Raw genomic sequence first — 14,151 nt, 5'->3', positions numbered from 1 at the left:
GCCCCAAAGCCCCGCAGGTCGGCGTAGAGCTGGCCGTCGGGAAACGAGCCGCGGGTGCGGTGGGCGGCGTGCAGGGCCAGGGTGGTCTTGCCGATCCCGCCCATGCCCGAGAGCACGACGAGGGCCGGCATCCGGTCGGCCCCGGATGCCGCCAGCTGCAGGCACAGGGCGGACAGCTCCTCGGCCCTGCCGGTGAAGTCCGCGATGTCCCGGGGGATCTGGAACGGCGCCCCGCCCGGGAGCCGCCTGTCTGCGGCTGCTGTCCCGCCGATGCCGATGCCGTCGCCGTCGCCGTCGCCGTCCGCAGGGGGTACGGCCGGTGGCGGCGTGGCCGGGGTGGCCCCGCCGGTCATGCCGGCCTGCGACGGGTCGGGGTCGAGGAGGCCCTGGAAGACCTCCCGGGTGGCTGGGGAAGGGTCGATGCCGAGTTCGTCGGCCAGAGTGCCGCGCAGGACGTGATAGGCGGTGATGGCATCGGCAGCGCGTCCGCCCTGGTGCAGCGCGGTGATCAGCTGACGGTGGAACGGTTCGTGTAGCGGATGGGCCCCGGCGTAGTGGGCGATGTCCGCGGTCACCTCACGATGGCGGCCCGTCCGCAGGTGGTACTCGAAATCCAGCTCGACGGCCTGAAGATGCTGTTCGACGAGGTGCGTCACCTCAGGGGCCTCGTGGAAGGGCGGGTACTCGGCCAACGGTCGGCCACGCCACAGGGCCAGGGCGGCGCGGCTCGCCGCGCCGAGGGTCTCGTCGTCGGACGCGCGCAACGCGTCCTGGGCCCGGGGCAAGATGACCTGCGAAGACCTCCGCGTCCACTTCGCCGACGTGGACCCGCAGGACGTAGGAACCCTGGTTCGCCTGCAGCCGGCGGCTTGCCGGGCCCAGCACGGATCGCACCCGCGTGAGGTGGTTGTGCAACGACGCGAGCGCGGTGCGGGGCAACCGCTCACCCCACAGGGCGGCCATGAGGCGGTCGATCGACTGGGGAGTATTCGGGCGCAGGAGGAGAGTGGCCAGCAGTACACCGCCCTTCGACCCCGATATCTGCCGCCGCTCACTCTCGATGTGAACGGTCAGTTCACCGAGCAGCCCGAATCTCACGTGCATAGAAGAGGTTCCCCCCCCATGGGGCTCGTCGCCGGTGAAGCTCTTCTCGGTCGCAAGGAAAGATCAAGTAAGGGGCGGGACGGTTCCATGTCTCTCACCAGCCTTGACCTTCCCGTTACGCAACCCGGCCCGGTCCTCCCGAAGCCGGCGGGCTCGTCCGCCGGAGACCAAGTGGGCCGTGCTCGTCACGGTGGGAGACGGGCGTTCGGCGCGGCGGCGTCAGACCTCAGCCGCCCACCACGGGCTCGCCGCACGCGCGTGGCCCGTACGGGTGCTTCCCGGACGGGCCACGCGTGTGCGGGGCCGGTGACGCGCCCCCGTCAGGGAGAGACGACCAGGCTCTCGCCGGTGACGCGGGGACCCGGGGTTGCCGGGGCGGCCGGCGCCCGCGACCACTGGCCAACAACCCGGCTGCGGCATCGCCGTGATGGCCGGCGTCAGTGACGTGGCCCTGTACATCCGCCGACGCGGGACGGCGCCGGCGGCAAGGCGTCAGGCGGAGGCGGTGGTGCCGCTTTGAGGCGGGGCCAGTCGAGGACGTCAGGGATCGGGGCGCTGTTGCCGCGCCGCAGGGCGGTCCCGGAGCCACAAACACCGCAAGCCCGCTGTCGCCCGCCGCCAGCCGACCGCCGCCACCACCCCACCCACTGACAACGCCCCGTCCACGTGTGCGCGTGGGCGGGGCGTTGCCGCGGTGCTGAATGAGGCCGGTGTCAGGGCTTGGGCGTCACAAGCCAGGTGACGGAGTTCCCTGAGCTGACCGTGAGGGTCGCGGCGGGAAACTCGATCCTGACCCCGTACAGCTCGCCGACCTCGTTGTGGACCGCGTTGACGGTGAGAACCTCGTCGAGGCCCGGGTGCCCCAAGTCGTCGATGCGGGAGAACGTCCAGGACTCCGGCGGCCACGCCCACTCGGGCAGTCGCGGCCAGTCCCCTCCCGAGATACGGAGCGTCCAGTCCGTCCCGTTCCACAGTATGACGGAGGAGCCGGACGCGAGCACGAACTCGACCCCCTCGGCCAGGCCCGCCTCGCCCTCGGGGAGGTACTTCACGGCGAACGCCGCCGAGATGGTTTCGCCTTCAAGACCGAAGGACTTCCCCTCGCTCACTTCTTACAGCCGCAGGTCATGGGCGTGGCGCCGACATACCATCTGTTCAGCCCCTCGGTCATCGGGAAGAGCGTGACGAACTCACCGTTGGCCTTGGTGATCAAGAGATCCTCGCCCTTGCGGTAGAAGAGGTAATCGTCAGAGCCCCCGCCGTCAGGGTTGTAGGGGCCTTGGCGCACATCCTCGTGGTTCGCGCGTACATCCGCGATCTTGTCACGGTATGCCTGCCGCGCCGCCTGGTCACTGGGGCGCGCCCCGTAGTCCTTGGAGTGCTTGCCCCACTTCTTGCCGAACTGACCTTCGATGATGCTGAGGTCCGGGCCGCAGCTCGTGTTGTGGACGAGGACCGCGGTGTTCCCGGCGAGAACGTAATAGGTGTGAAGGTCTTCGACCGTCAGGTTGTAGGCGGGAGCCAGTCCGGTCCAGTGGCGGACCTGAGCGATCTCCGCCGTGCCACCTCCGGGAGTACGCAGGGTGTCCTGCGGGGTGAGGTCGGCCGCGGGCTTCCACGCCCGGGTGCTCTGGGACCAGAAGGGATGATGGCCGGTGGCGGTGAGCGAACCCCCGCCGCTGTCGGGCGTGAGGGTGATGTCCGTGAACTCGCGGTCCTCTGGCGTGAGGATCGTCGCGGCCACGCGGCGCTGGCCGGTGACACCCGTGTCCGGGTCGGTGGCCTGCACGGCATCGCCCACCCTGACCCGTTCAATGGGCCGTACGGTCCCGTCGCCCATCAGGACCCGGGTACCCGCCGGGAAGCTGTTCAGAGGTGACAGACAGGGCGGGAGCTTCCCGTACTTGGTTCCCTTGGCGATGCTCTCGATGCCCTCGTAGATCTTCTTGCCGATCTTGAGCTTGCCGACCGGCAGGACGCCCGCCGCTGCCATCACGCAGCCGCCGAGGGACGGTTCCTTGATGCACTTCTCGATGTCGGCAGCTCCGGAGAGCTCCCACGCGGCCTTGCCCAGGAGCTTGGCGAGTTCCGGGTCGGGCTTGCCGATCACGAGCTCGTAGTCGTCCCGGTTAAGGGCGCAAGGGGGCAGGCTGTCCCGGTTGTACGGGACGATGCAGGGCTTCTTCCTGTTCTTCTCGGCCTCGGCCTGTTGCCTCTGGATTTCCGCGGCTTTGCGCTGTGCTTCGGCAAGCTCCCTCTCACGCTTGACCTTGACATCGGCCCAGGCTTGAGAGGCCGCGGCCGCAGCCTCGTCCTTGCTCTTCCCTGCCTGGATGGCAGATTCCTGGGCGCGAGCGGCGGATATGTTCGCCTCACGGGCCGACTCGCGGGCGTAATTCGCGGAGAATTCGGCCTGAGCGGCGGAGGATTCAGCGGTGTCAGCCGCGTGGTTGGCATTGTTCGCCGCATTGCGGGCGGTCACGGCCGATGCCTTGGCCTGTTCGGCACTCTTGGTAGCCGCGTCGGCGGACTTCTTGGCGTTCGCCGCGTAGGTTTTGGCCAGCTCGACGGACTTGTCTGCCTCGGCGGCCCATTTCCTGGCATCAGCCTCGGCCTTGTTGGCGCGCGCCGCCGCCTCTGCGGCCCGCCAGCGCGCGGCCTGGGCCTTCGCGGAGATGATCTCGCCCTCGGCGAGCATCCGGCCTACCTGGAACCGGTGGTGATCGGTGAGGTCGTCCTTACGAGCGGCCGCGTACTGGCCGGAGACGACGAACTCGTGCAGCTTGGCCGGGGTGCCGGCGAGAGCGGCCTTCGCGGCCGCCCGCAGCTCGCCGTTGGTCTCGCTGCCGTCGGCGGCGTCCGGCCTGTTGGCCAGAGTGGAGGCAATGACCTCTTCGTCGCTCAGCCGGGCACTGTACTGGCCGACCTCGAGGAAGGCCGCCAGAGCCTTACCGGAACCGTCGGCGAGGGCGGCCTTGGCGTCTCTCTTGACGCTGACGCCGCCTTCGTTGTTCACCTTGGAGACGGCTACCGCGAGGTCGTCGGCGCCGACGGTGTACTGGCCGGTGGCGTAGAAGTCGGCGATCTGCTGGGGTGTGCCCTTGAGGGCCTCGACCGCGCCTGCCTGGACGGACGGGTACGGGCTGGCCACACTCAGCTGGGCGACCCGGTCGCGGGATTCCTCCAGGGTTGCCTTCTGCCAGCCGGTACGCAGGTACTCCAGTACTTCTGCGTCCGTGCCTCCCAGGGCTCGGCCCGCTGCCTCCTGGTGCCAGGGCCCGCGAAGGCTGAAGGCGTCCAGGGCGAGTCTGCGGCCCTTGACGGCGGTACTCGCGATGTCCACACCCGGCTTGGCGGCCTCGGCCGCCAGAGCCGCGGCGGTGCCGTCGAGGGCCCGGGCGTCGCGGGCCACCGTTGCGGAGGCGGAGGTCAGGCGCTCGGTCTGTTCCTTCTCCGAGCGGGCTCGTTCCAGGGCGGCCTCGCCGCGTGAGGTGAGATCCTCCTGCTCCACGTCGAGCGCGACCTTCTGGACCTGGTTCGCCGTGTTCACGGCCTTGGTCGCCGCCTCCGCGGCCACGCGTGCCGCGTCGGCCCAGGTACGGGCGTCGTCGGCGGCCTGTGCGGCAGTGCCCGCGTACTTCGCCGCGAGTTCGGCCGCGGCAGCCGCCTTCTCGGCATGCTGAGCCGCGTCCCGTGCCGCGTCGCGGGCGTCGAAGGCCTGCTGGGCCGAACGGCGGGCAAGGGCCGCGGCGTTGTTCGCCGCGCGGGTGGCGGTGTTGGCGTGGCGTCGGGCTTCCGCGGCGGCGTTGCGGGCCTCCGCGGAGTGGACACCGGCGGCCTCGGCGTGCTGGTTGGCCTCCTCCGCGGATGATGCCGCCGCATTCGCGTGGGCGCCCGCGCTGCGGGCGCTGTCGGCGGCGACACCGGCGGCCAGCGATGCCTCACCGGCCTTCTGTGCCGCGTCGGCGGACGTCTTGGTCAGGCGTGCGGCGTCACGGGCGTCCTTGGCGGCCTGGTTGGCGGCCTCCGCCTTGCTCGCGTCACCGGCTGCGGCGATCGCCGAGTTGTAGGCGTTGTTCGCGGCGGTCGCTGCCAGCGAGGCCGAGTTCGCGGTCTGGGCGGCGGCGATCGCGGCCGTGCGGGCTGCCCGGTTGGCGGCATTGGCCGCGCCGACGGCGAGCTGCGCGGCGGCGGCGGCCTCGCGCGCCGACTGTGCCGCCTGCTTCGACTTGTAGGCTGCCCGGTCGGCGTCCTTGCCCGCCTCCTGGGTCTCCTTGGCCGCCTTCGCCGCCGCGATCTTCGCGTTGTCGGCGGCGTCCACGGCCCTGGCCGAGGCTCGTTCGGCGTTCTTCGTCGCCGCTTCGGTCTGAATGCCCGCTTGCTTGGCCTGCTCGGTGAGCTGGGCGACGGTGGCGTGTTCCTGGTCGCGGTTGCGGGCGACGTACTGACCCACCTCCAGGAACTCGGCAATGTCGTCCGCGGATCCCCGGAGAGCGTTCTTGCCTGCGAGCTTCATGTTCGGCCCGCCGGAGTTGATCAGCTTCGAGACCTCGACCTCGTTGTCGGTCGCCCGTGCCTCGTACTGCCCCGTCTCCAGGAACTTCGCGACGGCGTCGGGACCGGCCTTGAGTGCCGCCTTGCCCGCCTCCTGCACACTCGGACCGCCGAAGTTGATGACCTGGGAGGTCTCCACCTCGCGGTCCTCCGCCAGCGGCCCCTGCCACCCGCTCCGCATGAACTCCTGGAGTTCTTCGGGTGTGCCCTTGAGCGCCGTCTTGGCGGCCGCACGAACGGCCGGGCCGCCGGTGCGGAAGATACGGCTGGCATCGATGTAGTCGTCGTCGTACTGGATCTCGGGCATTTTGGCGAGGAACGCCTTGACGTCCTCGTCACCGCCCAGGAGTGCCCTCTCTGCGGCCGCCTGGATTCCGGCGCCACCGTGCTTCCACGCCTGAACGACGTAAGCGCGATCGGAGGACGGCTGGTCAGTTCCGTCCCAGTCGGCTGCGGAGGCCGGTGACGCCCCGAGGAGACCCACGGTCAGTGCCAGGGGAAGTGCGATGCCGCAGAAGCGGCGGAGTCTTCTTCCCGATCCCCTCGGCAATGTTGCGGAGTTTATGACTCCGGATATATCTGTGCGCCGTCGCATGCGGCGGCCCCCCTGCCCAATCTCGTCCCGCGCGATGCGCGGGCATGCGAGAGGAACGCTCGACCGCCGATACGGTGGAGCGCACCTCGTAGGAAGTGTGATCTGCCCGATGCGCTCGAAGGAGACCCAAAAGGCCTCCACGGAGCAGAGCTTGATGATCTGCCGGGATATTACATGTGCTTTACTTACGCGAAATCCGGGGGGTGTTGCAGTCCCTCCCGTCACCCATGCACTAAGGAACATCGTGGCGATACCTCGTGCCCGCAGGGCACTCCCCACAGGTCTCGTAGGGGCGACCGCCGCCCTTGCCGGCATCGCGAGTCTCGGTGGCGTTTACGTGGCCCCCCAGGCCGTGGCCGCCGGTTCGGCCGACCTCCCGGCTGCCGTCGAGGACCTCTCCTACCCGGACGCGGCACGGATCCTCGCGGAGCAGAAGATCACCCTCAAGCGCGGCGACGGCCGAATCGTCTTCGCCGACTGCGCCGTCGGCACCCCGGACATCGAGGTCAAGTCCCGCATCGCGCAGAAGAACTTCTGCTTCGACGTGATCGGCAACCAGGGGGGCTGGCTCACCCTCGAACTCCCCGACGCTTTCGGCATCTGGACCGAGGCGTACCCGGTCAAGGCGAAGATCACCGCCGATGGCCACGAGACGGTCGTCGACGCGCCGGCCAACGACTACAAGCCCTTCGGCGAGGCCGGGGACTCCGGCACCCGCTCGGTCCTCGTCGAGCTCCGCGTCCCCGCGGGCACCGGCACCGCCTCCACTCCGGCCGAGCCCGCCGCGCAGCTTCCCTTCAGCGCCAAAGTGAACGTCGGCACCCAGACTTCCTGCACCGGCACGCTCGTCTCGCAGCGATGGGTCCTCACCGCGGCTTCATGCTTCGCCGCCAACGGCAAGCCCGCCGCCGGAAAGCCCGCCGTCCCCACCACGGTCACCGTTGGTCGCCCCGACCTGACGCAGACGGCGAAGGGCGCCGTGCGCACGGCAGTACAGCTGGTTCCGCACCCCGACCGCGATCTGGTCCTGGTCAAGCTGAACACCGGTGTCGCGGGCGTCCGCCCCGTTGACCTGGCCTCCACCCCGGTCACCGCCGGTCAGACCGTGACGGCCGCCGGCTTCGGCCGGACGAAGACCACGTGGGTGCCCGAGACGCTCCACGCCGGGGCCTTCACCGCCACCGGCGACGCCTCCGCCGACGTCTCCCTGAGCCCGTCCGGCGACAGCACCCTGTGCCCGGGCGACGCCGGTGGCCCGGTGCTGCGCACCGTCGGCGAGAACCAGGAGCTCGTGGCCATCACCGCCAAGGCGGGCCCTGCCGGGTGCCTCGGCGCCCCCCTTGAGGAGACCCGCAAGGGTGGCACCGCCACCCGCGTCGATGACATCCGTGCCTGGGTCTCGAAGAACGCCGATCCGGTTGCCGGCGACATGACCGGCGACAACCTGCCCGACATGGTCGCAGTTGACGACGAGGGACAGCTGCGCCTGTACCCGGGCAACGGCAGTGGTGGCTTCAGCGCACCGGTTGAGATCGGCACCGGCGGTTGGGGCGGCGCCCAGGTCACCCACCGGGGCGACTGGACCGGTGACGGTATGGAGGACATCGTCGCGGTCGTCGGGGGCGAACTGCGCGTCTACCCCAACCGCGGCGACGGAACACTCGCCGCTCCGATGAAGATGGGCACCCTCTCCACCGCCGCCCGCATCGTGGGCATCGGCGACGCGACCCACGACGGCCAGCCCGACCTCGCGGTCAGCTACGACGACAAGCTCTGGATCTACCCCGGAATCGTCGGCGCCGCCCCCAAGCACGGGACCCCCGTTCAGATCGGCACCGCCGGCTGGAACGTCATGACGCTGATCGCCCCCGGTGACGCCACCAAGGACGGCCGTCCTGACCTCCTCGCCCGCGACACCCGCGACGGCAAGCTCTACCTGTACCCCGGCCAGGCCAACGGCTCCCTCGGCGCCCGCGTCGAGTACGGCCGCGGCTACACCACCGCCTACCGCCCCCTGATCGCGGGCGGCGCGGACGCCAACCGCGACGGCGTCGCCGACGTATGGGCCACCACCGACGACGGCACGCTCCTCTTCTACAAGGGCGGCACCGGCGCCAACGGTCCGGTCGACGGCTCGAGCATCGAGGTCGGCAGCGGCGGCTGGGGCCGGATCAAGTCCATCAGCTGACCCACGGGAAGTCCCCGCTGCCGTTGCGGCAGCGTGGTGCCCCGGACCCCTGGGCGGGTCCGGGGCACCACGCATTCACGGAGCGTGCGGGCCGTCGACCGGAACGGCCGGAGACGGGCCACGGTCAGAACACGCCGTCTGCCACCGAGTGGCACGTCGACGGGACGACGCGCACGCCCAAGGTGACATGCCCGCTCTTCTCCGAGCCCCCGCGGAATGATCTTCGGGTTGGATGGCACTCCGTGTACTGATCCGGGGTTACGGGTGGTTCGGGGGAAGCCGTGGGTCGACGACGGCGTGCGGGCCTCAGACCTGGCAACGCCTCATCTTCCCGCAACGCCTGCAGCCATCCGGCAGCAGCTCTCAAGGAGTTCCCATCCGTGTCACCTCTCAGCCGTCGCTCCTCGCTGGCCGCCATGGCCTCAGCCGCCGTCGCAGGTCCGCTGTTCTCCTCCATCGGCACCGTCCGGGCGGCGACCGCCACGGAGCCGGCGGCGGCCACGCAGGGCGCTCAAGCGGTGCCGACGGCGGCGGCCACCGCCACCCCCGCACCGGGGACGGCCGGCCTGCCCGAGCAGGTCTGGTACCCGCAGTTCAAGGAAGCCGTCCTCACTGCCAAGGCCCTTCCCGGAACACCGGCACGGCTCCAGGTCTCGGACCCCTACGGCGTGCTCGCCACGCTGACGGCAGGGGCGCGGACCGTCACGGTGCGCGGGCCGCAGCGGCGCTTCACGGAGCAGAAGCGGCCGTTCATCGACCGCTTCGACCGCAAGGTGGAGAACGCGGGCGGTGAGAAGCCCGTGGACGGGGACCCCGGGGGGTGGGGGCCCTCCATCGGGGGCGGGAACTGGGCCATCGACGGGTTCGCGTCGCTCCACTCCGACTACCGGGTCGACGGCCAGTCCGGCCGCATCCTGCTGGCTCGTGACAACCGGACCCGCTACGTCTACCTCGTCGACAACGACATCGCGGATGTCAACGTCACAGCCGTCGTCGGCTTCAGTGAGGCGCCGAGCGGCGCGCCCTTGTCGATCGGCCTGACCTGCGGGTTCACGGACATGAACAACCACTATCGTGCCAGAATCATCGTCTCCCCCGCCCCTAAGGCCGAGGTACGGCTGATCCTGGAGAAGGCGGAACAGGACCTCGTGACCGTGCTGGGAGGTTCCGCCCAAGCCGATTCGGTCTTGCTGGCCACCGGCTTCACCCCGGCCGACCGCTGGCGGATCCGTCTGCAACGGGAAGGGCACAAACTGCGGGCGTCCGCCTGGCGTGCCAGTGCCGCCGAGTCCACCGCGAAATCGGTCGAGGCGACGGACGCCCGGTTCGCCAAGGGTCATGTCGGGGTACGGGCGCTCGCCTCAGTGGGGTCCGCCGGTCTCCCCGTGGATGCCATCGTCGACGAGTTCGAGGTCGAGTCCTGCAGGTGGCTCAAGCCTCCCGTGGTCACCCACTCGACCTGGGTCAGGATCCTGCCCGCGCCGTTCGAGGGGGTATGGACCCCGGAGCTGGAGAAGCAGATCCGCACCTGGGCGTCCGACATCTCTCCGGACGCGCTCGCATACGGCTCGATGTTCCTGGGATCCGTGCCCGCCATCACCTCCCCGGCCCTCGGCGGCGCGCAGGTGCTCGGGCAGGCCACCTACGGGCCCAGGGACCCGGACGCCCCCGACTCCGGCCGGCTGGACATCGGCGCCGACTTCCACGACTACATGGACCGGGATTGGAACTTCCCGACCGGCGAGCACGGCGACAAGCCCGAGCCAAAGCCTGGCAGCGACCGGCCGGTGGGCAGCCTCGACTGCTCGGGCTTCGTCCGCATGGTCTTCGGCTACCACATGGGCATGCCCATGGGCCTCAAGCAAGACCCCGCCACGTACCTGCCCCGGACCAGCCACACCATGGCGGTTTCGGGACCAGGCGTCATCGTGGCCCAGTCCTCCGCCCCGCCCGGGGCGGGCAAGAGCAACACGTCGTACGACGCGGTGCCGCCGTCGATCACCCCCGGCCTCCAGATCGGCGATACGGTCTACTTCAACGCGGAGCCTCCGAAGAAGGGCGACGACCGTCCCGACATCGACCACGTCGCCATCTACCTCGGTACGGACCAGGACGGCGACCACCGCTTCGTCTCCAGCCGCAAGACCCCCGACGGCCCAACCATGGGCGACCTGGCGGCCCGGTCCCTCCTCGGTGTACCGGACGGCGGCTACTACTCCAGGGCGCTGCGCGTCATCCGCCGTTTCTGATGGTGTATCAACCCGGTGTCACCTTCCCGTCCCAGGGCCGCCACGGGCCGTCGCGCGCAGGCGAATGGCCAGGATCCGGCCGGCGCCTGGTGGAGGGTGAGGCCGCCTCCTTCCGCTCTGGCCGGGCCCTGGACGGGCCCGGCCAGGCCCATCCGGCACCATGACCCGATGGCCTCCACACCCACGAGCCCCGACCCCGCGATCCCGGACCCCGCCGCACCGGAGCGTGCCCCCGTCCGGTCGGCCCGCACCCGCGCGGCGGCGGTGGCGGCCGCCGCGCTGACCGTCGGGGCGGGGCTGGGGCTCAGGGCGGTGGCGGAGGGGGACCTGGCCAAGTACGGCGGCGATGCCCTGTACACCGTCCTGCTCCTGACGCTCGTCGTCGCGGCCGCCCCCCGGCTGTCGCCCACGCGGGCCGCCACGATCGCGCTCGCCACCAGTTGGGCGATCGAGTTCCTCCAGCTCACTCCGGTGCCCGCGGAGCTCTCCCGGCGCAGCATCCTCGCCCGCCTCGTGCTCGGCTCCGCCTTCAACGCCCCCGATCTGGCCTGGTACGCGGTCGGCGCCGCCGCGGGCTCGCTGATCTACTCCATGTTGCGGCGGCGACCCGGCGCAGCGCCGGCACCGGCACCGGCGCGTGCTTGAGGCGTGCCGTGGTGGGGGGCGAATCCGCCGTCGGAGTTGCTGTCCCCTCCCAGCGCGGGCGTGCCCATCCTGGATCGCAGGTGGGGTGGGAGCCGTCGTCAACGGTGGCGCGCGAGCCGCCCTGACGCGCACCGGCCCGGCCCCGCGACGAGGGCCGGGCCGGTGCGCTCCGACGGGAACCGCGGGTGTCAGCGCAGCGTGAAGGGTGCCACGTGGGTGGTGGTGTCGGCCCCGCTGATGGTGAATTCGAGGTTGTAGTTGCCGTTCGGCAGGTTCTGCGTGCTGACGGGAAGGCTGTAGGAGGAGAGGAGGTAGTTGAACCGGCCAGTGACCGGCCTGGTGACCGGTCCGGTGATACGGCTGGCCGTGAGCGTGATGTTCGGGCTGGAGAGGTTGTTGCCGTTCGCGTCGCAGATCTGCAGGCTGATCACGACCTGGCCGAGCAGCCGGGTGGGGCGGCTGGGGTCGTAGAGCAGGCAGATCCGGTACGCCACGTTGTAGGTGACGGTCTTGGTGGACGGGTTGGTGGCGTTGTCCGTGGCGTTGACCGTGAACGTGCGCCGGCCGAGCGTGGAGGTGTTGACCGGGCTGCCGTTGGGCACCGTGCCCACGCAGCTCGCCACCCCGGAGACGGCGTCCGTGCACGAGTAGGACGCGGTGACCGGCTGGCGGTACAGATAGGTGCCGGCCGCCGGACGGACGACGGTGATCGTCGGCCCTGCGGTGTCGAGCCGCACGGTGATCGTCTGCGGTGCGGAGGTGTTGCCCGCGTTGTCGGTGGCGGTGTACGTCACGGTGGTCACGCCGTCCACCGTGATCGGGACTGCGGCGCCGGCTCCGGAGACGACGGTGGATGCGATCGGCTGGGCTCCGCTCGCGCTGTAGGTGATCTTCTGGACCCCTGAGGCGCAGGCTCCGTCCGAGGCGCTGATGTTGACGGTCGCCGGGCTGTTCGTGTTCCAGCCGGCGCCGTTCGGCGCGGGAGAGATGCTCGCGGAGACGGTCGGTGCGGTTGTGTCCGGGTCGTAGGTGAACCTGCCGGCGTCGGTGACCGGGCTGGTGCCGTTGGCGTTGGTCACGGTGACGTCCACCGTGCCCCGTGCCTGCGGGGGCACGTCCGCGGTCAGTTCCTCGGGCCCGGTCACGTGCGCGAACGGGGCCTCCACCGAGCCGAACCTGACGGTGGCGCCGGTGGGGAACTCCGTGCCGCGCACGGTCACGGTGTTCACGCACTGGGCCAGTTCGGGCGCGTGGTTCGGGGTGACGCTCGTGACGGTCGGCGGGGACAGCGTGACGCGGTCCATCGCGGTGCCCCAGTCACCGCCGAAGATCCCGGTGTCGGCGATGGCGCCGATCTGCTGGACGGTCCAGACGTCCTTGGGATTGCTGGGGTCGCGGGCGGTTCCGGAGTAGTCGCCCCAGCGCAGGTCGGTGCCGCAGTTGCACGAGTAGGCCTGGGTGCCCGCTGCGTAGAAGTCGCCGAAGGTCCTGGCGGGGAAGTTGCCGCCCGGGACTGCGATGGCCACACCGGTGGGGAACCTGCCGGAGGAGGAAGCGGTGAATCCGGAGAACAGGTCGTCCTCGTCGTTCAGGGCCACCGAACCGTAGTAGAGGTATCCGCCGACGAGGCCGAGGTTGATGTTGGTCGCGAGGGTCTGGGTCGCGCCGGTCGCGACCTGGACGTAGCGGAGGCAGGAGCGGTCCCCGGTGTCGCCGGTGGGCGTGCACTGGACGTTGAAGACGCCCCAGAGGTGGTTGTTCTGCCAGGCGACCGAGAGCATCCGGTCGTCGTTCGTCGCGATGGTGGCGTCGCCCCCGGGCGGCTGATCCGCGCATCCCCTTGGGCCGCCGCACTTCGGTGGTGGGGCCGTGCTGCCGATGGCGATGGTGTTCTCGGTGTGGGTGACCGTGCTGACGCCGGGCACGCCGGTGAACGTGTGCACCACCAGGTTGGTGGGGTCACGCGGGTCGTGCTCCATCGCGAGCTGGTCGTTGATCCCCGACAGCGAGGTGGCCGGGACGACCTGGAACCGGCCGGTGTCCTGGACGAACGTCGTGAAGCTGACCGTGCCTCCGGCCAGCAGGTCGGCCTTGTTGGCGACCACGCTCACCTCGCCCAGGTACGAATCCGGATCCGTCTCGGGTTTTGTGAGGTCGTAGTTGTTCCAGCTCAGTGTGACCTTGTCGTTGCTGTAGCCGAGCTTCGGCTGGTCCTGCCGGATGTTGGAGGTGTTGCTCCCGGCGATGTAAACGGTCCAGTGCCCGCGAGGGTCGGAGCTGTCGCTGACCGCCACGTCGTTTTCGTCGCCGCCGGCCAGGACTCCCTCGTACGCGGCGAAGAAACGACCAGACCCCGCGTCGTAATGCACGCGCGGATCCCCGCCCGTGCCCGCCGCGAAGCCGAAGAACTCGCCCAGGTCGAAGGGCGTACCGACGGCGTTGCCGGCCTTGTCGTAGACCTGGCCCGAGCGGTTCACGAACTGCACGATGTAGGTGGGGCCGACCGCAAGCTGAGTGTCAGACGGAGGGACGGAGTCCACGTTACCGAGCGTGCTGAAGGTCTTCAGTTGCTGGATGACGGCCGTGGACGGCGCCGCCTTCGGGGATGCGCCAGTCTTCGGGGTCAGGGTCGCGGTGGTGACCGGCAGAGTCGGCTGCCTCATCGGTCCCACCGGCGCCGGGCCCTTCGGAGGGGCGAGGTAGGGCTGCACCTGTGGCTTGGGGACGCGCTTCGGCCGGGGCAGAGTGCGCACGTCCACGCGCTGCTTCACCTTGACCCTCGACAGCTTCCCCTCACCGTCCGCTCGCGACGGGCT

7 protein-coding genes are annotated in these 14,151 nt (G+C 70.3%); 3 read left to right on the top strand and 4 right to left on the bottom strand.

All coding sequences use genetic code 11. The annotated features are described in order from the left end of the window. The 3 genes from ABT403_RS37390 to ABT403_RS37380 all read right to left on the bottom strand — a co-directional run. A partial coding sequence (locus tag ABT403_RS37390) for an AfsR/SARP family transcriptional regulator (RefSeq protein ID WP_351650838.1) occupies positions 1–785 on the bottom strand: 785 nt, incomplete at its 3' end. 1,032 nt (positions 786–1,817) lie between these two features. Beyond that, positions 1,818–2,213, bottom strand: coding sequence for a hypothetical protein (locus ABT403_RS37385; RefSeq protein WP_344169941.1), 396 nt, complete (start codon positions 2,211–2,213; stop codon positions 1,818–1,820). Further along, the gene (locus ABT403_RS37380; protein ID WP_425580350.1) at positions 2,210–6,142 is read right to left on the bottom strand and encodes a polymorphic toxin-type HINT domain-containing protein; all 3,933 of its coding nucleotides are present in this window, start codon (positions 6,140–6,142) and stop codon (positions 2,210–2,212) included. Before ABT403_RS37380 ends, ABT403_RS37385 begins: the two co-directional genes overlap by 4 nt. Positions 6,143–6,590: 448 nt before the next feature. Here ABT403_RS37380 and ABT403_RS37370 point away from each other — a divergent pair, with 448 nt between their 5' ends. From ABT403_RS37370 to ABT403_RS37360, 3 genes are all read left to right on the top strand, one after another. Then, positions 6,591–8,441 (top strand): FG-GAP-like repeat-containing protein, encoded by a 1,851-nt coding sequence (locus ABT403_RS37370; protein WP_344169944.1) that lies wholly within the window; start codon positions 6,591–6,593, stop codon positions 8,439–8,441. A gap of 380 nt (positions 8,442–8,821) precedes the next feature. Continuing rightward, on the top strand, positions 8,822–10,690 hold the full coding sequence (locus ABT403_RS37365) for a C40 family peptidase (RefSeq protein WP_344169947.1): 1,869 nt from the start codon (positions 8,822–8,824) through the stop codon (positions 10,688–10,690). A gap of 168 nt (positions 10,691–10,858) precedes the next feature. Beyond that, entirely contained in the window at positions 10,859–11,335 is a 477-nt protein-coding gene (locus tag ABT403_RS37360; protein WP_344169950.1) for a ribosomal maturation YjgA family protein, read from the top strand. A 188-nt stretch (positions 11,336–11,523) separates the two neighbouring features. Here ABT403_RS37360 and ABT403_RS37355 read toward each other — a convergent pair whose 3' ends face one another. Beyond that, positions 11,524–13,998: an IPT/TIG domain-containing protein gene (locus ABT403_RS37355; RefSeq protein WP_344169953.1), complete on the bottom strand. Its 2,475-nt coding sequence runs from the start codon at positions 13,996–13,998 to the stop codon at positions 11,524–11,526. Positions 13,999–14,151 lie beyond the last annotated feature (153 nt).

It is taken from the genome of Streptomyces sp. NPDC000075 (genome assembly GCF_040301925.1).
Classification (GTDB): domain Bacteria; phylum Actinomycetota; class Actinomycetes; order Streptomycetales; family Streptomycetaceae; genus Streptomyces; species Streptomyces polychromogenes.
The sequence above is the reverse complement of the archived record's forward strand: the minus strand, read 5'-3'. Positions and strand labels throughout refer to the sequence as shown.

What these genes read in the sequence shown, in the direction of transcription:
- ABT403_RS37355 (WP_344169953.1), bottom strand. Translation starts at nt 13,998, where the DNA reads ATGAGGCAGCCGACTCTGCCGGTCACCACCGCGACCCTGACCCCGAAG.
- ABT403_RS37360 (WP_344169950.1), top strand. Translation starts at nt 10,859, where the DNA reads ATGGCCTCCACACCCACGAGCCCCGACCCCGCGATCCCGGACCCCGCC.